The sequence below is a fragment of the Zhouia spongiae genome, assembly GCF_022760175.1.
In the GTDB taxonomy this organism is placed as follows: domain Bacteria; phylum Bacteroidota; class Bacteroidia; order Flavobacteriales; family Flavobacteriaceae; genus Zhouia; species Zhouia spongiae.
Window position 1 is genome coordinate 3452402 of sequence record NZ_CP094326.1, and the last position, 25876, is coordinate 3478277.

The following is a 25876-nucleotide window of genomic DNA, read 5'->3' on the forward strand; positions in this document are numbered from 1 at the left end:
CTATACTTTAAATTTTTCTCTATTAATAGAACAATCTGAATTATTATTTATGACTTCATCATTAAATAATCCTTGACTCTTAGTTACCATTATTTTATCAATTACATTGTTTGACTTTGCATTTTCAACAATATTTGAGAAACCTCTTAAATCCGGAGCTCCAAATAATGATTTTAATGGTAATTCTATACTGTGTTCAGTTCTAATTATTGAAATCACTCTTGTCGCCAATATAGAATTCCCTCCAAGCTCGAAAAAATTATCATTAACGCTTATTTCTTCTACACCTAATACCTTATTCCAAATAATTGCTATTTTGTATTCTGTTGGAGTGAAATTTCCTTCATTCAAATTAAATTGTACATCTTGATTATAGTTTTGTTCCTTTCTAAATAGCTCATACTTTACTTCATTTATGTCCAATTTTGAAATTATTACTTGATCATAATTTGATTGATTAATTAAATTGTAATATACTTCAGCTCCTTCCTTTTGATTTACCGTATTTAACTGTAAAAGTCTTCCCAGCCCCTGCATTTTTCCATAATCCTTTTCAATAGTTAATGAATTTTCTTTCATCATTCCTATATCGATCCAGCCTAACCAATTAGTAGAGATGATTTTAATATCTTTTCGTCCTATCTTATCTACCGCCAAATAATCCAAATAACTATTAGAAGCGCAATATTCAATTCGATTTACATCGCCCATTATACTAGCTAAGGATGATGTAAGGGCTATATATTTAGAATTACTTAGATTAAAGGTGTTAATAATATTATTTATACCATAAACTTTACCTTTAAATGCGTTTTTAACGTTTGGTAAGTCATACTTATCTACAGGAAGAGGTAAAACCCCGGCGGCATGAATTATACCATTTATATAGCCATGTTTATTTTCAATTTCTTCTTTAAGATTATTCAATTGATGTACATCTGATATATCAACATTACAAATATTAACTACCGATCCATTATCTCTAATCTCTTCAATAATTTGAAATTTCTGTTTATTATAATCAGAGCGTTGTAATTCATCAATATTATTCCTACTTACCAGAACAAATGTTACTTTATGTTTTTTTGAAATACAATTAGCCATTGCTAACCCAACTCCACCTAAACCTCCTGTAATTAAAATAACATCATTATTTTCTATTAAATTATTCTCAGGAAACGAAGGGTTTATTTTAGCAAAGCTTTCTTTCCATAACTTTCCATATCTAAAAGCCAATAATTCTTCACTTTTTTTATAAGTTTCATCTGTAATAACCTGATAAACAAAAGGTACAATAATGCTTTTATCTGTACCTACATCAATCACCCTTGCATCTAGATTAGGAAATTCATGATTAATATTCCTGGTTGCTCCTACTAAAGTTCCATTAGATGGATTTATACTATCCTTGCTGGTTATTTGAGCTAAATTATTGGTTAACACTAATAAACTCTTTAAATAATTAACATTCAGTAAATATTTATGTATCAAGAATATTGAATAAAAGTTATAATTTAACGCATCATCAAGCAGATCTATATTATCTATAGATGCACAATGAATAATAGCATCATATTTTATATCCTGTGCCTTTATTGATCTTGTCATTTCTATAAAATCTGACTCATTCACAACACTTGAAAACAAAAGACTTGAATTACTATTATTTACTAAATTCAAATCGTATGATCCTAATACTATGATATGAATCTCTTTCGCTATATCGGTAAAATCTAATGAATCCAACTGATCTTTTCTAACAAACACTAAAGCGGATTCGAATAACTTCTCTTTATTAATTATACTACTTAGATTTGTTACTGCTGACCAAATTGGTGTTGACAACCATTTATCTTTTGGCAACATTTTTAGTTGACCGTTGAGATGGTCTTGCGTGTTTCCATTTATCCAACATGTCTTATTGTCAAATTGATATGTAGGCAAATTTGTAAGCTTGTTTGCATGTTTAAACAGTTTTAAATCATTTGGCTTCCGAATAATTCCTATTTCCCAAAGTTTTCCAAAAATGTCTTCTTTGCTATTAAGATTTTTATATTTATGACTCTTTTCCTCCCTTATTGAAGGTAACAGTTTTAAAGTTCTTATTGATTTATTGTTATTTACATTTTTATATTTGTTAACAAAGTAACATAATCCATCATCTGGTCCAATTTGAATAAAACTGATTTGGCTGTTAAATTTCTCAGCAAGATTATCAATACCTTTTGCAAACTGGACGGTATTTCTAAGGTGTTTATACCAATAACTACCTTTTGAAACTTCACTCTTAGCAATTTCTCCACTTAAATTAGATATAAATATCTTTTTAGGTTGATTTAATTTGATATCACTAAACAAGCTTTCTATTTCAAATGAAATATGCTCCATCATCCTAGAATGACTTGCATATGATGTGTTCAATAGGACTGAAGGTATTTTTTCATTATCAATTTTCTCTTTAAGTTGTTTTATGGCTGCATCACTGCCTGAAATTACAATATCATCTATTGAATTAACCAGTGATATTTCACAGTTAAATTCTTTAACGATATTACTAATTTGATCTTCACTGGCATTTACAGCCAACATTCCACCTAACTCCATATTATTTAATAGCTTTGCTCTAGCTATTACAATCTTTATTGCGTCTTCTAAGCTAAATACACCTGATAAGGTCGCTGCAACATACTCACCCAGACTATGTCCTATATAACCATCTGCCCGAATACCTAGTTTTTCAATATACTCAGCAAATGCATACTCTATAATAAATATTGATATCTGTGCCCATCTAGTTTCATTTATATCATATTGTTCATTCCCCAATTCAGGATACATGACATCATAAAGGTCTACCTCTAAATGTTCATTTGCTAGAGCTATTAACTTATCTATGCTCGCTTTAAAATATGGATCGTTATCATACAGTTCCTTTCCCATACAAGGATATTGTGATCCTTGTCCAGGAAACATAAATACTATTTTATTTTTTTGCTCTGTATTTATCCGTTTAGTTGAGCCGTATTGCTGTAAATTGTTAAGTAACTCTTTGATATCTTTTCCACAATAAGCACTTCTATAATTATAATGCTCTCGCTTTTCTTGTAAAGTAAATGCTAAATCTTCAATTCTTAAATCTTCATGTGCCTCTCCTAATAACTTTATCAATTCTTGTTTATAAAACTCTAGAGACTCCTTGCTTTTGGCTGAGATTGGAACAACATAATTTACAAATTCATTATCCCCCTTCTTTGAAGGTAGATTAGTTGTTTTACTTTCCGATTCACTTTTGATACCTGGAAGATAATCCCCTATAACAACATGGGCATTGGTCCCACCTATACCAAACGAACTTACACCGATAATTCGTTGATCATAAAGACTTGATCCCCAAGACCTATTCTGTTTTACTATCTCGAAATTTGTTTGATCTAGGTTTAATTTAGGATTGGGTACATTAAAATTCGGCTGACCAGGGATAATATCATTCTGTAACATCAAACAAGCCTTTATAAGTCCTGCTGTTCCTGCTGCTGCATCAGCATGACCTATATTTGCCTTAACCGCACCTAATACTGTTTTATGCCCTGGCTTACTACCTCTCTCTTTTAAACTATTAAATTCAAATGCCTCCTTTAACGCTTGCACCTCTATTGGATCTCCCAAATTAGTGGCTGTCCCATGACACTCTACATATCCAATTTGATCCGAAGATACTCCTGCCATTCTTTGAGCATTTATAATACATTCTGCTTGACCCGTTATCGATGGAGCCGTATAGTCCGTTTTGCGATCACCATCATTATTACTTGCATAACCCTTAATAACACCTATTATGTTATCTTCATCTTTAATTGCATCTTCTAAACGCTTTAGCAACACGACTCCTACTCCTGAACCTCCAATAGTACCTGATGCTGTTTCGTCAAATGTCCTACAATGACCATCCTTTGACGAAATCATTCCCTCTTGATAGGTATATCCGATTTGATTGGGATTAACAAATGTTACCCCTCCTGCTAAAGCCATCTCACATGTCCCTAACTGTAAACTTTTACACGCTTCTACTACCGATACCAATCCAGTAGAACATGCAGTGTTTATTGAATTTGATGGACCGGATAAACCCAACATATATGATGTTTTAGTAGCCAAAGCATCTTTATTATTAGCAATTAATGCCTCCCATAGATCGGTATCAGAAGACATTTCCCCATTCAATATATTATTATACAAATAGCTACTATTACCACTTCCTGCAAATACACCTATATTAGCTTCTTTTCGTAAGTCAATATATCCCGATGACTCCAACACAAACCAACAATGCTCTATAAATTTACGTATTTGGGGATCTATCAATTTTGCCTCATTAGGTGAAATATCCCAAAACAAGGGATCAAATTGATCTATATCTTTAACATGTCCTGACACTGGTATATAGTCAGGGTCTTCAAACAATAAAAGATCCGATCCTAACTTCTCACATTCTTCCCGACTATAAGAACGAACGCCTTCATCCTGATTTTTAATCAAATCCCAAAACTCAGTAACATTATCCACTCCACTGAAAGCTCCTGACATCCCTATTATAGCTACCTCATGACTATCTGTTTGAATATTCCTTTGAAGCTTATATTCTGTTAATCTTTCCGGATTGACACTCTCAACTAGCCTTTTAATAGTATGGTGTTTAAATAAATCAGAAACTTGAATATTCTCAAATTCATCTAATTGATTTAGCTTTTGTTGAAGCTTAACACTTAATAATGAGTTCCCTCCTAATTCAAAAAAACTCTTATTTATACTAATTACACTTTTATTTACCCCTAATACATCTGACCATAGCTCTACAATACGATCCTCAAGATCATTTGATGGTGCTATATAATCTTCTTCAGCTTTAACTCTAGGATCCGGTAAAGCTCTCTTATCAATCTTACCATTTGAGGTTAAAGGCATGGCCTCTAAGCTTACAAACAACGAAGGAACCATATAATCAGGTAAAGTCTTTGATAGTGCTTCTCTTAGTTTCTCGATCTTCAAACCTTGACTAGCATCCACATCTTGGGAAGGAACCACATACCCCACCAATTGCTTATTTCCTGTGGCATCTTCCTTGGCCAATACCACACCCAAACTTACTTGATCTTGTTGGTTTAACACTGATTCAATCTCTCCCAACTCTATCCTAAAACCTCTGATTTTTACTTGGTCATCTAGTCTACCGATAAACTCAATGTTCCCATCTGGTAAATATCTAGCCAAATCTCCCGTCTTATAAAGTCTTGAATTTGGATCTTTACTAAATGGATCCTTTATGAATTTTTTACGCGTCAAATCAGGCTGATTCAAATAGCCTCGAGCTAATTGATTGCCTCCAACGTATAACTCACCAATGAAACCTAACGGTAGGATATTTTCATCTGCACCTATTATATAACACTTTGTATTAAAATTTGGGATGCCAATTGGAATATTTCTTCTTAAATATTCTCCAGAATTAAATTTATATGATGTGCATGATATAGTTGATTCTGTAGGACCATATGCATTCAATATTTTAATATCAGGGTTGAGACTTACATAACTTTCAAGTATAAAACCCATTATAGGTTCAACACCTACATATAATTTATTAAGATTTAGATTTTGTTTCTTTCGTTTTAATAAACTTGATATTATCTCCAATAAACTTGGAGGGAAATATGCAAATGTTATTTGATTTAAAATTAACATATCGGATAAATTATCCACATCCAACAAGTCATTTTTTGTTGTTACATGTAATTCTGATCCATATGATAAGGGCAAAAATATTTCAACAGCACTTACATCAAAAGAGATATTGCACACATTCAAACATTTATCATTAAAAGAAAAATTACGATCAAATTTATTATATATCGTAAGTATTTGATTTGACAAACTCTTATGCTCCACCATAACTCCTTTGGGATTGCCTGTTGAACCCGAGGTATATATAACATATGCCAGGTTATCTCCCTTAACTCCTGTTTCAATATTTGTTCTAGGAGCTTTGGCTATCTTTTCCCATTCAGAATCAAGATAAATAATCTCTGAATTTGTTTTTGGCAACTCTATTTGTTCTTGTGTTAAAACTATAGCACAATTCGTGTCTTTAAACATGTAAGAGATTCTCTCCTCTGGATAGGTCGGGTCAATAGGTACATAAGCGCCTCCTGCCTTTAGTATTCCTAACAATCCTACTATCATTTCCAATGAACGCTCTACACAAATACCTACTAAACTTTCCGCCTTTACGCCTTTACTCTGTAAATAATACGCTAGCTGATTTGACCTTTCATTTAACTCTCGGTAAGTCAAAGAATCACCTTCAAATACCACGGCCACATTATCTGGAGTCTTTTCTGACTGCTCCTCAAATAATTGATGAATACATTTTTCCTTAGGATAATCTACTTGGGTGTCATTCCAATCAAAAAGTAACTGTTGCCTTTCTGAAGAAGTCAACAACTCTATATCTTTTATCTGTCTCTGTGAATTTTCTATTAACTGTTCCACCAATACCTTAAAATGATTGGCCATCCTTTCTATTGTATCTGAATCAAACAAATCTGTGTTATATTCAATACCGCCATAAAGACCTTTTTCCGTTTCGGTAAAATCTAAGGTGATCTCAAACTTGGATATTGTAGATTCAATTCCTACAGACTCGACGTTCAATCCTGAAAATTTAAGTTCTCCCTCAGGATTGTTTTGTAAAACCATCATTACCTGAAATAATGGAGAATATGAAAGGTTGCGCTCAGGCTCTAACATATCAACTACTTTCTCAAATGGTAGATCCTGATTTTCATAGGCTTCTAAAGTTGTTTGTTTTACCCTGCCTAAGAATTCATTAAAAGACAATTCTGTATTTACATCACTCCTTAAGGCCAAGGTGTTAACAAATAAACCTATTAACCCCTCTACCTCTTCTCTGGTTCTGTTAGCTATGGGGCTGCCCACGCAAATATCAGATTCACCAGTGTATTTATGAAGTAATATTTTAAATATAGACAATAATGTCATAAACAAGGTTGCGTCATTCTCCCGACTTAACCGATTTAATTTATCTGTGACATCTTTATTTAAATGGATAGGTAACCTATCACCATTAAAGGTTTGTTCCTTGGGACGGGGTTTATCCGTAGGTAGCTCTAGTATTGAAACACCTTCCAATTTGCCTTTCCAGTATTTAGACTGCTTTTGTAACAGTTCTCCTTCTAAATACTCTCTTTGCCATATGGAATAATCACCATATTGAATAGGTAACTCTTTTAATGGTGATGGACGACCACTAATAAAAGCTTCATAAAGCTGTGTAATCTCATTTATCAGTATAGAGGCGGACCAAGCATCTGATATTATATGATGTTTATTGATAAATAAAACAGACTCGTCCTTGTCTACAGAATAAATTTTAAAACGGATTAAACTATCATTTGCTAAATCAAACGTCTTTTGAGACTCTTCTTTTAATAAATCTAATATTTGTTTATTTGATTCCTCTTTTGATAAATGACTTAGATTTATTATTTCAACATGGCAAGTAGGGACTTCGTGAATAACTTGCTTTGGTTCGTCGTTTATAGTAACAAAGTTCGTGCGAAGTATCTCATGCCTGTTTACTATAGTAAATAAAACTTTTTCTAATACTTCTTTATTAAGTTCTCCCAGAAACCTTATTGCACCAGGCATATTATAACTGGAATTGTGATTATATTGATCCATAAACCACAAACGTTCCTGAGAATACGATAGTGGATAATAGTTACCTTTTAAAAAAGAAATTATTTGTGTCTTATTTTTTTTTATTTCTAAAAGCACTTCCTCTGGAACAGAATCCCTATTTGTTTTTATTGATAATTTATCATTCTTCACGATAAATTTAATTCCCTGATTATTGTACTTTTCTATAAGATTGGATATAGTTCTGATCATATTTATTTAAATATCAATTTCATTCAACAAATTATCTTCATTGTAATTAGAAATCATTTGTTTAAATTTTTGGATTTGTACCTTTTCAATTTGTTTTATCTCTGAATTTGTCTTATCAGATAATACAATTCGTGCAATCTCCTTTATATTAATACCATCAAAGAGTACCTTTAAAGGGAGTTCATTATTAAATTCGGTTCTTATTTTTGAGATTACTTGCATTACATGTAATGAATGACCTCCCAATTCAAAAAAGTTATCATGTAACCCTATTTCTTCAACTCCTAATACTTGATGCCATATTTGAGCTACTCTATATTCCGTTTCAGAATACTCCTCTTCTTTTATTTTTACATTACTTACATTCTCTGCTTTCCTGTTGATTTCTGTTAAAAGGTTCGTGTTTTCAGAAAGTAGTTCATTTAAATCTTGTCTGGAAAGTAGAATGTTATGTATGGTTTTGGCTTGTAACAAGACATCTAAAACAGCTGGAAATTGGTGGCTCTTTATTGAGTTAGAAGATTTCTCTGTCGAAGAACTATTCTCCTTAATAAAATCCACTGCCATTCCTGTATCTGATATCTGATTCAAGTTAACTGCTAGTATACAGTTTATATTGGTATGACTCCTATAACTTAGTTCATCTAAATACATGTTTGCTGCTGTGTATTCCATCTGACCTAATGAAGGCATGACACTTGACAAAGATGAACAGCTAACCAAATAATTTATTTTAATTGATTCAGCCAGGTTAAGTAAATGCTCTACCCCAAGTACTTTTGGCCGAACCACTTGAACTATATCTTTATTTGTTTTATCATTTATTGCACTTTTAGCAGCAACTCCCGCTGAGTGAAGAACCATCTCAATAGTATTTATACCATTGTTCTCCAATATTTTTTCTATACTACCTACGGCATCTATCAAACCAATGTCTATTGATTCATATATAATTTTATGCCCAGTCTCTATCAGATTATTCAATCGAGTTTTATACTCCTCTTTTAAGTTTGATTTCTTTGTTCGACCTAAAAGAATAATCGTACATTTTTCCTCTTTTTGTGTTAAGTAATTTGCATAAGCATAGCCTACTCCGCCAAGGCCCCCAGTGATCATAAATACTGGATTATTGGATCGGCTACTTTTTTTATCTAAAAAATTCTCTTTGGAAAAAGCTACTTGCTGGTACTTTGGAATCCACTTATATTTACCTCTTACAGCTATGATCTCTTTTTCTTTATTTCCCAATATGGTTGAGATTAAAGCTTCATTATAGACCAAACCTATTGATGATAAATCAACATGATATGCTGTGGTATCCATTGAAAAATACTCAAACGGTATAGATTTTGTTACTCCTGAGACAATTGAAGGCTTTTCCTCTAAAACTTCATTACCTATTACTTCATAGTTGTCATATGTAACTGAAATAAATTTAGGAATCCTATTATGAGTTTTTAATGCCCAATCAAATGTATTTCTAATGGCTAATATATCTAAACAAGGGTTATCAATATCTACGGTTGATGAAATGTAGATAACAAGATCTAATGGCTTATTACGTGTTTTTTCATTCAATACTTTATCTATATGAGATGCATCACCCATATCAAACCTAAGGTCTGATATTATTTTATTGCTTTGCTGATCAACCACATAGTCTATGTGATCACAATATTTTTTTAAATTATTAATTAAATCTAAAACATTACTCTTGTTTCTATCCTTTTCGTTTACCAGTATTAATATATTCTTATGCCTTAAATCTTCTACTCCTCCAATTGTTGATGGTATCTTTATTCTTTCCCATGAACGTTCATAATATATTTCTTCAATCGAATTGTACTTCTTAACAACCTGAGGACTCCCCATTTCCAACCAGCATGTCTTATTATTAAACTGATAAGTAGGCAAACTTGTAAGCTTGTTTGCATGTTTAAATAGTTTTAAATCGTTGGGTTTCTCTACAATCCCTAAGGTCCAAAACTTTGCTAATATATCCTCCTTGTTATTAAGCTTTTTAATGGTTTGAGTATTTTCCTTTTTTGACGGTAGTAAATGTACCGTATGAATTGTTTTCTTTGAATTATTCCTTTTGTATTTGTCTACAAAAGAACTAAGCCCTTTCCCTAAACCAACCTCTATGAAATTAACTTTATTATTAAAATACTCCGATAGACTATGAATACCTTTCGAAAATTGAACAGCATTTCGAAGTTGATCACTCCAATAACTTACTTTACTAACTTCTTCTTTGGCTATCTCTCCATTTAGGTTAGTAGCAAAATACTTTGTGGGTGTATTTAATTCAATAGTATCAAATACCCTTTCAAATTTAATTGATGCTTCCTCCATCATTCTTGAATGATAGGCATGAGAGGTGTTTAACACAACCGATGAAATAGAGTGTTCATCTAAAAATAATTTAAGCGTGTTAATATTAGTGTCACTACCCGTGACTACTATATCTTCTATTGAATTAATCGCTGCAATTTCACACTCATGAGTCTCTACAATGGTACGAATAGATTCTTCCTGAGTATTTACAGCCAACATGCTTCCTAATTCCATAGACTGCATTAACTCGCCTCTAGCTATTACAACCTTTATTGCGTCTTCTAAGCTAAATACACCTGATAAGGTCGCTGCAACATACTCACCCAGACTATGTCCTATATAACCATCTGCCCGAATACCTAGTTTTTCAATATACTCAGCAAATGCATACTCTATAATAAATATTGATATCTGTGCCCATCTAGTTTCATTTATATCATATTGTTCATTCCCCAATTCAGGATACATGACATCATAAAGGTCTACCTCTAAATGTTCATTTGCTAGAGCTATTAACTTATCTATGCTCGCTTTAAAATATGGATCGTTATCATACAGTTCCTTTCCCATACAAGGATATTGTGATCCTTGTCCAGGAAACATAAATACTATTTTATTTTTTTGCTCTGTATTTATCCGTTTAGTTGAGCCGTATTGCTGTAAATTGTTAAGTAACTCTTTGATATCTTTTCCACAATAAGCACTTCTATAATTATAATGCTCTCGCTTTTCTTGTAAAGTAAATGCTAAATCTTCAATTCTTAAATCTTCATGTGCCTCTCCTAATAACTTTATCAATTCTTGTTTATAAAACTCTAGAGACTCCTTGCTTTTGGCTGAGATTGGAACAACATAATTTACAAATTCATTATCCCCCTTCTTTGAAGGTAGATTAGTTGTTTTACTTTCCGATTCACTTTTGATACCTGGAAGATAATCCCCTATAACAACATGGGCATTGGTCCCACCTACACCAAATGAACTTACACCGATAATTCGTTGATCATAAAGACTTGATCCCCAAGACCTATTCTGTTTTACTATCTCGAAATTTGTTTGATCTAGGTTTAATTTAGGATTGGGTACATTAAAATTCGGCTGACCAGGGATAATATCATTCTGTAACATCAAACAAGCCTTTATAAGTCCTGCTGTTCCTGCTGCGGTTTTGGAATGACCTATATTTGCCTTAACCGCACCTAATACTGTTTTATGCCCTGGCTTACTACCTCTCTCTTTTAAACTATTAAATTCAAATGCCTCCTTTAACGCTTGCACCTCTATTGGATCTCCCAAATTAGTGGCTGTCCCATGACACTCTACATATCCAATTTGATCCGAAGATACTCCTGCCATTCTTTGAGCATTTATAATACATTCTGCTTGACCCGCAACTGATGGGGCTGTAAAGCCCGTTTTGCGAGCACCATCATTATTACTTGCATAACCCTTAATAACACCTATTATGTTATCTTCATCTTTAATTGCATCCTCTAAACGCTTTAGCAACACGACTCCTACTCCTGAACTTTCTACAGAACCTGATGCTGTTTCGTCAAATGTCCTACAATGACCATCCTTTGATAACACCATACCTTCTTGATAGGTATATCCAATTTGATTGGGTTTAACAAATGTTACCCCTCCTGCCAAAGCCATCTCACATGTCCCTAACTGTAAACTTTTACACGCTTCTACTACCGATACCAATCCAGTAGAACATGCAGTATTTATTGAATTTGATGGACCGGATAAGTCTAACCTATAAGAGGTCATAGTAGCCAAAGCATCTTTAGTACTAGAATTGGCTGCCTCCCAAAGATTAATTTCAGAAGCCTGTTTTCCATTTAATATATTATCGTAGAAATAATTATTATTCCCACTTCCTGCAAATACACCTATATTAGCTTCTTTTCGTAAGTGAATATATCCTGATGACTCCAACACAAACCAACAATGCTCTATAAATTTACGTATTTGAGGATCTATCAATTTTGCCTCATTAGGTGAAATATCCCAAAACAAGGGATCAAATTGATCTATATCTTTAACATGTCCTGATACTGGTATATAGTCAGGGTCTTCAAACAATAAAAGATCCGATCCTAACTTCTCACATTCTTCCCGACTATAAGAACGAACGCCTTCATCCTGGTTTTTAATCAAATCCCAAAACTCAGTAACATTATCCACTCCACTGAAAGCTCCTGACATCCCTATTATAGCTACCTCATGACTATCTGTTTGAATATTCCTTTGAAGTTTATATTCTGTTAATCTTTCCGGATTAACACTCTCAACTAGCCTTTTAATAGTATGATTTTTAAACAATTCAGGGATGGTGATATTTTTAAATTCTAAAAAATTAGATAAACCATTTTTAAGCTTGATAATCAATAATGAGTTCCCTCCTAATTCAAAAAAACTCTTATTTATACTAATTACACTTTTATTTACCCCTAATACATCTGACCATAGCTCTACAATACGATCCTCAAGATCATTTGATGGTGCTATATAACCATCATTCGTTTCCTCTTTAAGTTCTGATAAAGCTTTCTTATCAATCTTACCATTTGAGGTTAAAGGCATGGCCTCTAAGCTTACAAACAACGAAGGAACCATATAATCAGGTAAAGTCTTTGATAGTGCTTCTCTTAATTTATCGATCTTCAAACCTTGACTAGGTTCCACATCTTGGGAGGGAACCACATACCCCACCAATTGCTTATTCCCTGAGGCATCTTCCTTGGCCAATACCACACTCGAACTTACTTGATCTTGTTGGTTTAACACTGATTCAATCTCTCCCAACTCTATCCTAAAACCTCTGATTTTTACTTGGTCATCTAGTCTACCTAAAAACTCAATGTTCCCATCTGATAAATATCGGCCAACATCACCTGTCCTATATAACCTTTCTCCATTTTCAGGGTGGATTATAAAACTTGATACTGTCTTTTTTTTATCTCGCCAATACCCTAATGCCAAACCTTTACCCCCAATATATAAGTCTCCAGGAACCCACTGTGGACAAACCGTTAAATCGGGTTTCAACACATAAAAACTCTGATTAGCCAAAGGTTTACCATAAGGAATGCTTTTCCAATCAGCTCCTACCTGCCCTATTGGATAGTATATTGACCAAATTGATGCTTCAGTCGCACCTCCAAGACTAATCACTTCTACTCCCGGACATAAATCCTTTATCCTATCCGGTAAATTTACTGGTATCCAATCTCCACTTAATAAGACTTTCCTTAATGAGGACAATTTGTTATTCCCTCCATTGTACTCCACTAACATTTGTAACTGCGCTGGTACACTATTCCAAATTGTTATGTTCTCTTTTTCTATATAACTTTCCCAAGCTTTAGGATCTTTTTGCTCCGACGATTTAGGTATTACTATGGTACCACCTGCTGACAAAATTCCAAACACATCATAAACAGATAAATCAAAACTTAAAGAAGATATAGCAAAACAGCTGTCCTCTTCTGTTATACCAAATCTTGAATTAATATCCAATATTGTATTTACTGCCCCTTGATGATCTATCATAACCCCTTTAGGTTCTCCTGATGAGCCAGAGGTAAATATTACATATGCCAAATCTTCTACTCCCTGATTAGCTATATTTTTTACTTTAGCCCTGTTTTCAAACTGCATCTCATCAAAAATCAATGTTTGTATCGAATTTGGAAGGCTCAAGTCATCTAAAATAGAAGATAAACTAACAACTATGCTAACCTCTCCTATCTCAAGCAGGTGTAAAATCCTCTGTTTAGGAAGCGAAGCATCTATTGGCATGTAAGCAGCTCCCGAAAATTGAACTCCCATTGCTGTTACTACCTGTTCCCAACCTTTATCCATGATTATAGCTATAAGATGGTTTGGTTTCGCTCCTCTATACTTTAATTCTTCTCCTACTTCTACACTTTTCTGATATAACTCAAGATAACTAATCGTTTTTGTACTTGTTCGTATTGCCGCTTTTTCACCTCTTATCCTTACTTGTTCTATGAAAGGTTCATGGATTAATTTATTTGGATATTCTTTGGTTGAGTTATTAGCCTCTGATTGAATAGAAACTTGATGCCTTGGTAATAATTCTATCTGTCTGGAATCCCATAGGTCTTTATCCTCTATAAATCCTGTTAACAATCTTTCAAAAGCTCCAAACATGTCTTCTAACATGCCTTCGGGAAACAACTCTTTAACCGAGTCCCAATCAATCTGAAGACCTCCGTTTTTTTCTATTATTTTACAATCGATCCACACCTGAGGTGTTTGAGTTATTGCATAAGAATGCTTAATATCATAAAGTACTTTTTCGTGAGATGATCTTTCTAATTGACTTAATCCATCTTCGTTAAGATCAATACCTAAAGTACTGGTTACAACTATCGGCATAGTAACAGTATATCCAGTTGATTGAGATAACTTACGTTGAACTTCAATCCCATTAAAGTGTCTATTTTCCAAATCACTCCATAACTGAAACTGAGTATCCTTTAACCTTGACTTAAAATCTTTTGGCTTGCGATAATCGATCTCTAATAAGTTTAGGGATGTAAAATCTCCTATGATTCGATTAACTTCTTCATGAAAAGGTAAACGGTTAAATAAAGTTAGATTCAAGGTAAAGTGTTCTAATTTATTCCATCGATGCATTATCTCTGCAAAACATTGTATAATAAATACAGTAGGAGTAACTCCAGCTGAGCTTATAACATCCTTTAATATACCCCATTTTAAACTTGATAACTCAAAACGTTGTTTTCTAAATTTAACATTTCCTATTTCACTTGGTAATTTAGCTAATGGTAATTCAGGAGCCTTAGGAATCTCATTAATCCTATCAAGCCAGTATTGTTTTGAATCATTATATAATTTTGTACTTTTCAAGGATTGCTCTGCTATTACATAATCTCTAAAACTAAGCGCTAGTTTAGGGGGGTTAAAACTAATATCTTTATAAAAGCTTAATATTTCTTTCATAAAAATTCCATAACTCGACGCATCAAATATTAATCCATCTATACTGGAAAGTAGTTTATAAGTTCCATCCCGGAATATACATACACTTATATCAAACAAAGGCCATTCATGGCCACTAAATAATTGATGAGAAAGCTTATCACGAAGCAATAGAAACAATTGTTTTTCTTCTTCTTGGGTAGTCCCCCTAAAGTCATGGATTTGAATTTCATACGGTTCAACTTTTTCAAGTATACGTTGTTGCCCATCCTCTGTCACTACCATGCGAAGCATATCATGACGCTTTATCATATAATTGATAACTTCATTAAGTCGTTTTATATCAAGTTCTTCAAGATAAAACTCAGAATATGCATGTGTTCCAATACCTCCTAAATCGTATAACTTGCTACGACCAATCCAATACGATTGTTGTACAGCTGTTAACGGAAACGGTTTATACTTATCTTCATCATTAAATACTAATTCAGGTAATTGTTCAATATTCGTATTAAAATCTACTAATTTATCACACAACTTGGCTATTGTTGGACTATCGATAAACACCTTTAAAGGCAACTCTAGTTTTAAGTCTTTACGGATTCTTAAAAGGACCTGAGTAGCAATTAGTGAATGACCACCAAGTTCAAAGAAATTATCATTAATTCCCACCTTTTCAACTCCTAATAACTCTTGCCAAATTATAGCAAGATTCTTCTCTATTTCCGTCTTGGGAGGAACATATTCATTGGTCATTTGAAGATTACCTTGCGGATCCGGTAAAGCTTTCTTATCAATCTTACCATTTGAGGTTAAAGGCATAGCCTCTAAGCTTACAAACAACGAAGGAACCATATAATCAGGTAAAGTCTTTGATAGTGCTTCTCTTAGTTTCTCGATCTTCAAACCTTGACTAGCATCCACATCTTGGGAAGGAACCACATACCCCACCAATTGCTTATTTCCTGTGGCATCTTCCTTGGCCAATACCACACCCAAACTTACTTGATCTTGTTGGTTTAACACTGATTCAATCTCTCCCAACTCTATCCTAAAACCTCTGATTTTTACTTGGTCATCTAGTCTACCGATAAACTCAATGTTCCCATCTGGTAAATATCTAGCCAAATCTCCCGTCTTATAAAGTCTTGAATTTGGATCTTTACTAAATGGATCCTTTATGAATTTTTTACGCGTCAAATCAGGCTGATTCAAATAGCCTCGAGCTAATCCATTTCCCGAAATACATAACTCTCCAACAACTCCGATCGGAACAGACTTTTGGGTTTTATCAAGAATGTAGACTCGAACATTAGAAATAGGCGTACCGATTAAAGAAGATAATTTAGAATCATTTATTTCATATGAGGTCGAAACTACTGTGTTCTCGGTAGGTCCATAATTATTTATCAATTTAAAACTAAACTTATCTATATTTAAACCCTTCGTTTTAAATCTATCTCCTCCTATCAACAAATAAGTAAGACTTGTATTTTCTATCCAACTTTGACTTAATATCGTTTCAGCTATAGCTGTAGGCATAAAACAATGACTAACGTCATTTGCATCTAAAAAATTTAATACTTTTTTTGTGTCCAAAAGAGATTCCTTCTTTACAATGTAAAGAGATGCTCCACATGTTAAATATGGCCAAATTTCCCAAATACTCGCATCAAAAGCTATATTTGCCAACTGTGTTGAGTTTGATTTTTCAGAGACTTTAAATTTACTAGTATGCCATTGAATCAAATTCTGGACACTCTCATGCTCCACCATAACTCCTTTGGGATTGCCTGTTGAACCCGAGGTATATATAACATATGCCAGGTTATTTCCCTTAACTCCTGTTTCAATATTTGTTCTAGGAGCTTTGGCTATCTTTTCCCATTCAGAATCAAGATAAATAATCTCTGAATTTGTTTTTGGCAACTCTATTTGTTCTTGTGTTAAAACTATAGCACAATTCGTGTCTTTAAACATGTAAGAGATTCTCTCCTCTGGATAGGTCGGATCAATAGGTACATAAGCGCCTCCTGCCTTTAGTATTCCTAACAATCCTACTATCATTTCCAATGAACGCTCTACACAAATACCTACTAAACTTTCCGCCTTTACGCCTTTACTCTGTAAATAATACGCTAGTTGATTTGACCTTTCATTTAACTCTCGGTAAGTCAAAGAATCACCTTCAAATACCACGGCCACATTATCTGGAGTCTTTTCTGACTGATCCTCAAATAATTGATGAATACATTTTTCCTTAGGATAATCTACTTGGGTGTCATTCCATTCACCTATAATCATCCTTTTTTCATCATCAGTAACTGATTCTAAATCCTTGATTTTTAATTTAACATTATTTGCAATTGTTAAAACCAAATACTTGTAGTACCGAACTATTTGGCGTATGAAATCTTCATTAAATAATTTTTCATTGAAATAAATTGCCGAAATAAATCCATTACTAAATGGATCATAGACAAAGTTTATATCATCACCTGTATCCAGCCCTAAAGAGCCTATTGTTTCTACATCACAGTTATTAAGATTTAAGGATTCAAATTCAAATCTTGTTTGAGAAAATGATATATTGGCTTTTCTCGTTCTGTTTCTTTTATTAGCATTAAGTATATCAATTATATCCAAATAAGATATATTGGTGTTTTTTAAATCCTTTTTCCGTTGATCATTAACATTATAAATTAATTCTTTGATTGACAATTCATCATTCAAATTAAATAAAAACGGTAAAATTTTAACAAAATTCCCTGTGTTATTGTGAAGCTTTCCTTTTCTAGCATTAAAACCATAATTTACAATTACCTCTTTCTGTTTCCAGTATTTATATAACAAAATACCAAACACTGTCTTCATAAACAAAAACGGAGTTGTTCTATAAGTTCTGGCTGCTATTTTGATTGCAGAAGTATATTTTTCTTCAAATAGAAACTTAAAAACCCCCCTAGTATCAAGATTTAAATTTAATTGGGTTGTACCAAAATCTAATTTTACATTTGCATTATTTAGTTTATTTTTCCAATAACTTATACTTGAAAAATTACTATTAGAATTACATACATAATCATTTAACTGTATTTGTGGAAATTTATCATTTAAACTATCCTCACCATAATTATAGGCTAATGACAAGCCTTTACAATATAAATCAGCAGTAACCCCATCTGTTAAAATATGATGTTGTATATACCCGTAGAAAAATATATTTGGTGAATATCTAATCAAAATGGATCTAACAGAACCTTCAAGCTCTAATTTAAATGGTTTTTGGCTTTTCTCAATTAATATAGATTCTGGCGAACTCTTTGATACCTTCTCTTTAGTTAAATCTATATATTCGAAATGATTTGAGTCTGGCTCTCCTACAATATATTGATAGGGAATACCATCTAAGACCTTAAATCTAAGTCTACCAACTGTATAGAAGTGATTTTTTACAGCATAATCACTCCTAATAAAATTCTCAACATTTAAGTCCCCCATTATTTTGACAAAAAAACCAGCATTATAGTCAGAACTCTTAGGGTCAATACAGTAATCTAACCATAAACCTTCTTGCTCTTTTGTTAATTTAAAAAACTTTAAACTCATTTACTTTTTTTTATGCTTTAAATAAATCCTGTAAAGAAGGTACTCTCGAACCTAATTAAATCTCTTTTATAAAAAATAAAACATCTAACTACAGCTAAATTATTCTGGCCAAAATTTCTTTAAATCAATTAAACATTACGAATTATAAACAAAGTATGATGCGCTGATCAATATTGAACCGATTGTTATAATTAGTCAAAATCTACTTGTCATTTCTCCTTTGGTAATGAAAAACATTTCCCTTAAAGTATTTGGAAAAAATAATGCTTTAATAAGTCGTTTCTTAAGTTTTATTACAATCAATGGAAGTTTATAGAATACAATTTCAAGTTTCCAATGAAAATAATATTCAATAATTCTTGGATAATTTCACCACTTACATCCATAAATAGAAATTAATACTTTTGCTATCTGAATTTTTACTTTTCAATAAATTAAAATGCCATAGCTCTACATGAATCAAAAATAAAATTAAACTCTATAATTTTTATTCCATTTATAATGCATCCGCACTTATAATCTTCAAACTTGGAACTTTTATTCTGTCAATTACCGAAAGTATAGAGTAAATTGACCTGTCAAATATTTGAATCTAAACCTCTAAAAGACAATGTAATCTTAAGAATGCATACATAAGACTACTTCTAATTCATTAATTCTATTGGAATAAATTTTAATTTCATTCATATATTTCGTACTACTGAGAACGAGAGAGAATAATATTGTAATTAAATTGTGGAAAATGTGTAATTTGAAACTTTGTTTACCTGTCAAATAGTTTTAAAGGAAAGAAACTAAAAACAATAATATTAAATTATTAAATTTAACCCTATATTAAATAATTATTAACACATACCATTGCAATAAAAAACGCCTATTATATTCTTCTAAACAACTCACGATCACTTAATTTATAAGCTTGAAAGATCAAGTTACTATGATTCAATAGAACAATTAAAATAACAAGATGGGACACTTGCTATAATGCTTTGCTGTAATGAATCTAATTTAACTTTAATACTATTACTATTACCAACCTTTAATATTTCACATTCCAATCCTGATAAAGGACCTGATTCAATCTGTCTAGTATCGCCAACCTTAAGGTTATGATTATTGGTTGAAATATCTGAAATATTATCATCCTCTACAAGAATTTTTATTTGATTAATTTCCTTATCAGATACAATTGCATACTCTTTACCAAACCGAATGTAACAACATGCTCCTTTAACAGATAATGCTTTATGAAAATCTAATGATGTATTAATATATACAAATACATATGAAGGGAATAATGGCTTAAAAACAACCTTTTTACGATCACTCCATTTTCTTATTGATTTGGTAACGGGGAGGAAAGAAATTAAGTTTTTTTCTTTCAAATATTTATGAACTTTTTTTTCATACCTAGATTTAACATAAATCACATGCCATTTACCGCTTTTTTGGTCACTCATTTACACTTTACTTTATTTATTATATTTTAAAACGGGAACAATTCGGACACTTATATATCAAGCATAGCTTCGCTTCCTTAACTCACAATTGAACAATTGAGGAAGAAGTCTTAAAACAACAAGTTCAAATAAAGAGAAAAAATAAATATAAACAAAGAGTGTCAAGAAAATTTTCTTACATGATTAATTAGATAATCTGTTTTAAAAAACGTAATAAACACTATACCATATACATATAACGAAAACAAATAGATAAAAATAATATTTAATATTATCAATAATATTCCATACTACTTATTTGATAAAACCCTATCTATTAGAAGTAAAAGTATACTATGCCTAAAACTTAAAATAAAATGGTTGATCTGCCTATTATAAATTGTTCGGGTAACCTCTTTTATATAAACTTAGCATAATTATTAAAACACCGCTTTAGCGTGTTATCCTCTTGCTATTCCTTTTGACAGGCACAAGGCTTGTCAAAACTCATACAGCCGCCATTAAAAAAGCCTCCCTATATGGAAGGCTAATTTGAATAATTATATCATTGCCTGATCGGAGAAACTAAAATAATCCCCTCCGGGTGTTAGGATGATATGATCCAGTACACTCACATCAAAGAGCTGGGCTGCATTGACAATTTTAGATGTCAGTTCAATATCGCAGACACTGGGTTTAAGTTTTGAGGAGGGGTGATTATGCGCCAGGATAATACCTACAGATAATGTTTTTAAAACCAGTGCAAAAAGAATACGCACATCGACTACGGTTGCTGTTATACTTCCAGTAGAGAGGGTATATATACCTTTGACGCGATTGGCGTTATTGAGCAGCATGATTTTAAATGATTCATTAAGGCCAATGGTTTGCGGATCCCAATGCTCATAAAGGATAGCGGCAGCACTTTTAGACCCTGTTACTTTTATAAGGTCTGTGCTTTGTTGCTCTTTATAGCTTACGGTAATTTCATTTGCTTTTAATTTCATAATTTTGTTCAGCTTAATTAAAATTTAAAGGAGGGAGCAGATTATCTGTGGGGATCCCTCCTTTTTGTTTTTATGATTTCCCACCCATTAGAAGGACTTCTTTAGTTTCCACCTCGGTTACATAACGTTGTTGACCATCTTCGGTGGTATAGGATCTTGTTTTGAGTTTTCCGAGGATTCCGATTTCTTTACCTTTATCGACGAATTTCTCAATAATTTCAGCGGTTTTCCCCCAGGCAATAATGGTATGCCAATGGGTTTGGGATTGTTTTTCACCCTTGGAATTTTTGTAATTCTCATTGGTAGCTAAAAAGAGTTTAGCTACTTTTTTACCACTTTCTAAAACGGTAATAACAGGATCTTGTCCTACGTTCCCGATAAGCTGTACACGATTTTTAATAGTACTCATAATTGAAACATTTTTATGGCGGCTTTCTCCACCACCGAATTACACAATGATTTACTTTTTATACCCGAAGCGTTTTCTTTTTTTGATTGACTGTTGATTGCACTTGCAGGTGATATGTTTTCAAATGATTTCATAAACTGTTATTTTGATTTACTTCTTACAGAGCCGTGAGCTGTTACCTTTTTTGATGCTGACACGAATTCAATAGTTAGAATTGAGAAGGACTTATAAAAGCGATAGCGGCTTATGCAGTCCGGTCAATTTCTAAATGTTGGTGTTTTGCTATCAAAAAAAGGTAGGTAAGCGCGCCCGCTGTAGTAGATCCAAAGCAGGTAGAAGAATTGCAAACAGATGCAAGGGCAATCAACCTTAACAAATATGCAACGACCTGGGCCTCTGATCACAAATCCTTCAAAAACACCCCTTCAATTATCTTAAAACCCACTTGCCAGACCCTTGCCCATACTGAAAATTCATAGCTTGACTAAGGCTCTTATCCATGGGCCTGTAAACCCAATCCGTTATGAAAGATCACATCCATCTGGTTATTGAAAAAAAGATCGCTCAGCGATTTATAACCTACAGCAAAAAGTTTAAGATCACCCCTTCTAAGGCCTTGGCCTTACTTTTAGAAAAAGAGCAATTACTTCAAGTTCAGGAAAAACAAAACACCAAGGTAACGGTTGCGGACTTGGAGCAATTGATCAAAAAAAGAATCAACGCCCTTATTGCCATTATAAGGGATATTGAAAAGCATCAAACCAAACCAGTTTTGGCAATGATGCTTGAACTTTTCAAAGGCAGCACCTTTACAGGATCACCTCAATTCACCGAAAACATACAGAGGCTTTCTGTCAAAGGACAGGATCAATCCAAGGCTTCTGATTCAATTAGCCTAAAGGAGGATATAAAAGCCTGTGAACAAGGAAGGGTCATCAAAGCCCTTTTAGATAAGATTGTAGTTCATCGCACCAGTTTTGGAAGGCCACAACTAAGGGTTATGATGAGCCCTGAAGAATTCTCCAAGATAAAAACCAAACTCAATGTCTAACCGATGTATCTGACCATTACCCCGCAAAAGCTAGGCAATACCTATGGGCAAAGTGTTACAGATTTTGTCAACTATCTCGATAAAGAAAATTTGGGTAATTCCACCGATCAGTGTGAATCCTTTTTTAACCATCAAAGTGATCAAATCCCCAGTAATCGGGTAATTGAAAAGATCGATGCCAATACCGCCAAACTTAAAAAAACAGAACCACGCTTCTACTCCATCACAGTCAACCCCAGTGCCCGTGAATTAGCATTTATAAAAAATAATCCTGAGGCTTTAAAGGACTATACCCGAAAACTCATGGAACACTATGCCGGTTGTTTCAACCGGGATAATCCCATTACCATACGGGATTTAAAATACTATGCACGGGTTGAGCACCAGCGTCATTACAAGGGTTTTGACAGGGAGGTTCGGGAGAATGCCCCTTATCGCAGCCAGATCATCCGGTTGGAAAATCAAATTCGAATGGTAAAGCGCGGGGAGCTCTCCGCAGATTTAAAGCAGATGAAAAAGAAAATTGCCCTTCTTGAAAATCAGGCTCCACATAAGATCAATGGCCAGATGATTCGCCAGGGAATGCTAAAGCCCGGTTATCAATCGCATATCCATATTGTGGTTAGTCGCCGCGATGCCAGCAATAGTTTTAGTCTTTCCCCGGGTAGCAAATACAAAGCCTCTCAGGTTTTGCTTCATGGAAAATTGATAAAAAGGGGCTTTGATCGCGACCGGTTCTATCAAGGTGCAGAAACCACCTTTGACCGCTTGTTTGATTATCCCAGAAACTATGTTGAAACCTACAGATCTCGTAAAACTTTTGTTAAGGATCAATCCAAATATTTTGCACAAATAATGCGACTTCCATCGGTTCAAAAGCAGGCAGCTTTTAAAATATTGGAGCAAACCGGCTTAAGAGTTCCTGATCTTCGGATTCCAAAAACAAAGATTCAGTTGGCCGTTAAAACCTTCAACAAACTAAAAAGAGCCATGGATCTCGGGGTAGATTCCAAGGCCATGGAATATTAATTAAAGGGGGCTTATGCACGGGTATATTACATCCAACGTTCTTGGCTTTCAGCTGACCTTGCTCCTATTGTTTTTACTGTGTTATAGGATCAGATCTTACGGATTTGTGATCAATCATGTGATTCTTATAATTCTTCTTATCATACAGCTATGCCTGTACAGTACCCTATTTAATTTAGCGCAGTTTATGCTTTGGTATCTGTTGCCTGCCTATGTGATCAACCTGATGCTTTTGGTGCTACAGTCCAATAACCACTCAAACCAACGCCATTTTAATTTTCGATTGCGTATTAAATCCAAATCCCGAACTATCAACCTTGAAGATATCAGAAAAGGCATCAGCATCATGGGGGCATCGGGCAGCGGAAAAACAGAAAGTGTGGTATACCAAATTTTAAAAGGGCTAACCGCGGCCAACTACTGTGGTGTTATTCACGACTACAAAAACTTTGAACTCACAGAACTGGTTTATCCCCTGATTAAATCCACTGATATCCCCTTTCATATCGTTTCTTTCGATGTGCCCTACCAGCGGGTTAATCCGATAGCTCCCAAATACCTCCCTGATGAGGAGTCTGTTCACGAACTATCCAGGGTCCTTGTTGAAAACCTATTAGAACATAAGGAATCGACCAGTTCCAATTCCACCCGATTTTTCAGCGATGTGGTGGAGGGGCTATTATCGGGACTTATCTGGAAGCTAAGGTGTGATTATCCGCGATACTGTACCCTACCCCATTTAATAGCCATATATCAGTTATTGGACTCTGAGAGTCTTATGGCATTTCTAAGTTCCAATCCCATCTCCAAGGCCATGGCTAGTGCCTTTATCCAGGGGAAGGACTCTCCCCGTCAAACTGCCGGGGTCACCAGTACGCTGGCCAATGCTTTGAAAAAAATCAGTACCAAGCGTATTTTTTATACACTTTCTGCAGATGAGATTACCCTTTCGATTAATAATCCTAAAACCCCCGGGGTGGTCTCTCTTGTGAACAATCCCAAATACGAAACCACCTACGCCCCTGTTATAGCTTGTATTTTACATACCATCACCAAACAGATGAGCGAGCGTCACAGGCTTCCCTCCTATGTGCTCATGGAGGAGGCCTCTACCCTTAGACTACTGAATATGCAGCGTATTGCAGCCACCTTACGCAGTTATCAAATCGCTACCATTTATGTATTGCAGGATAAGATTCAAAATGACCTGCTCTACGGTGAGAAAGCCGGAAGAGCCATTCTTGCCAATCTCTCTTATCAATTTTTCGGAAAGGTTAATGATCCTGATACGGCCAAGTATTATGAACGCTTCTTTGAACTTATCAAAAGCCACAGCAAGAGTATCAGCACCGGCTCGTGGATGAGCAAATCCCCCACACGCATTACCAAAAGTGAAAAAGAGGTGGTCAAAATCCGATCCCAACAATTCTTTCGTTTAAAACCTGGACAATTTGTGGTCTTTTCAGACGGGAAGGAACGCCTGGTACAATTCCCCTATAGGAAGCCTTTAAAAGGACTACCTCGGGCAAAGCAGCAACTGAATCAGCAAGAATTAGAAAGGCATTTCCAAAACATACAAAAGCAGGCGCGCAGTATTTTTGGCATATCCTAACAAGCTACTATCAAAAAGCAGGCTATTAAAAAAAGGGATGCCAACCCAATAGGCACCCCCTCAAAATCAGAAAAACTATTCAAAGTAAATCTAAGACAAATCTTCTACCGTAGCACTCGGCGCATTTGTTTTTACCGAGGCAATACCATTTTCCATGGCACTGTCCGAGGAATACATCTCACTGGTTCCAATGACCTGGCCGTTTGATGCTTTTAAATTAAAATATGGGCTACCATCTTTAGCCTCCAGGCGCTCATAATATTTATCTTCAGGGGCATGTTTTCTTACAGATTCAATCCCGTTGGTACAACCTGATTTGGCTTTATATCCTTCACTTGCTAAAATGACTTGGCCGTTACCAGCTTTAAGGTTAAAACGATACTCCTCTCGTTTATCAGTTTTAATAACAAATTTTCCCATGTTTTTTTAAATTGA

10 protein-coding genes are annotated in these 25876 nt (G+C 34.0%); 3 read left to right on the forward strand and 7 right to left on the reverse strand.

Translation table 11 applies throughout. The features are described from left to right. From MQE36_RS14675 to MQE36_RS14700, 6 genes are all read right to left on the reverse strand, one after another. Window positions 1-7968, reverse strand: a complete 7968-nt coding sequence (locus MQE36_RS14675; protein ID WP_242936724.1) for a non-ribosomal peptide synthetase/type I polyketide synthase — start codon at window positions 7966-7968, stop codon at window positions 1-3. Between the two features lie 6 nt (window positions 7969-7974). Then, complete coding sequence (locus MQE36_RS14680; RefSeq protein WP_242936725.1) at window positions 7975-18894, reverse strand: non-ribosomal peptide synthetase/type I polyketide synthase; 10920 nt, start codon at window positions 18892-18894, stop codon at window positions 7975-7977. 935 nt (window positions 18895-19829) lie between these two features. After that, entirely contained in the window at window positions 19830-20354 is a 525-nt protein-coding gene (locus MQE36_RS14685) for a UpxY family transcription antiterminator (RefSeq protein ID WP_242936726.1), read from the reverse strand. Between the two features lie 539 nt (window positions 20355-20893). Beyond that, a complete protein-coding gene (locus tag MQE36_RS14690; RefSeq protein WP_242936727.1) occupies window positions 20894-21340 on the reverse strand; it encodes a JAB domain-containing protein in 447 nt (148 codons plus the stop codon). A gap of 70 nt (window positions 21341-21410) precedes the next feature. After that, window positions 21411-21749, reverse strand: coding sequence for a single-stranded DNA-binding protein (locus tag MQE36_RS14695; RefSeq protein ID WP_242936728.1), 339 nt, complete (start codon window positions 21747-21749; stop codon window positions 21411-21413). After that, window positions 21746-21883 carry a hypothetical protein gene (locus MQE36_RS14700; RefSeq protein WP_242936729.1) on the reverse strand — a complete coding sequence of 46 codons (138 nt, stop codon included), beginning with the start codon at window positions 21881-21883 and terminating at the stop codon, window positions 21746-21748. Before MQE36_RS14700 ends, MQE36_RS14695 begins: the two co-directional genes overlap by 4 nt. A gap of 389 nt (window positions 21884-22272) precedes the next feature. On the opposite strand from MQE36_RS14700, the gene MQE36_RS14705 reads away from it, so the two are divergent. The 3 genes from MQE36_RS14705 (at window position 22273) to MQE36_RS14715 (ending at window position 25441) form a co-directional block, all read left to right on the forward strand. Next, the gene (locus tag MQE36_RS14705) at window positions 22273-22800 is read left to right on the forward strand and encodes a BfmA/BtgA family mobilization protein (RefSeq protein ID WP_242936730.1); all 528 of its coding nucleotides are present in this window, start codon (window positions 22273-22275) and stop codon (window positions 22798-22800) included. A gap of 3 nt (window positions 22801-22803) precedes the next feature. Further along, window positions 22804-23829 carry a MobB family relaxase gene (gene mobB, locus MQE36_RS14710; protein ID WP_242936731.1) on the forward strand — a complete coding sequence of 342 codons (1026 nt, stop codon included), beginning with the start codon at window positions 22804-22806 and terminating at the stop codon, window positions 23827-23829. Between the two features lie 187 nt (window positions 23830-24016). Then, a complete protein-coding gene (locus tag MQE36_RS14715; RefSeq protein ID WP_242936732.1) occupies window positions 24017-25441 on the forward strand; it encodes a type IV secretory system conjugative DNA transfer family protein in 1425 nt (474 codons plus the stop codon). Window positions 25442-25531: 90 nt separating this feature from the next. Here MQE36_RS14715 and MQE36_RS14720 read toward each other — a convergent pair whose 3' ends face one another. After that, entirely contained in the window at window positions 25532-25861 is a 330-nt protein-coding gene (locus MQE36_RS14720; RefSeq protein WP_242936733.1) for a YegP family protein, read from the reverse strand. Between the last annotated feature and the right edge of the window lie 15 nt (window positions 25862-25876).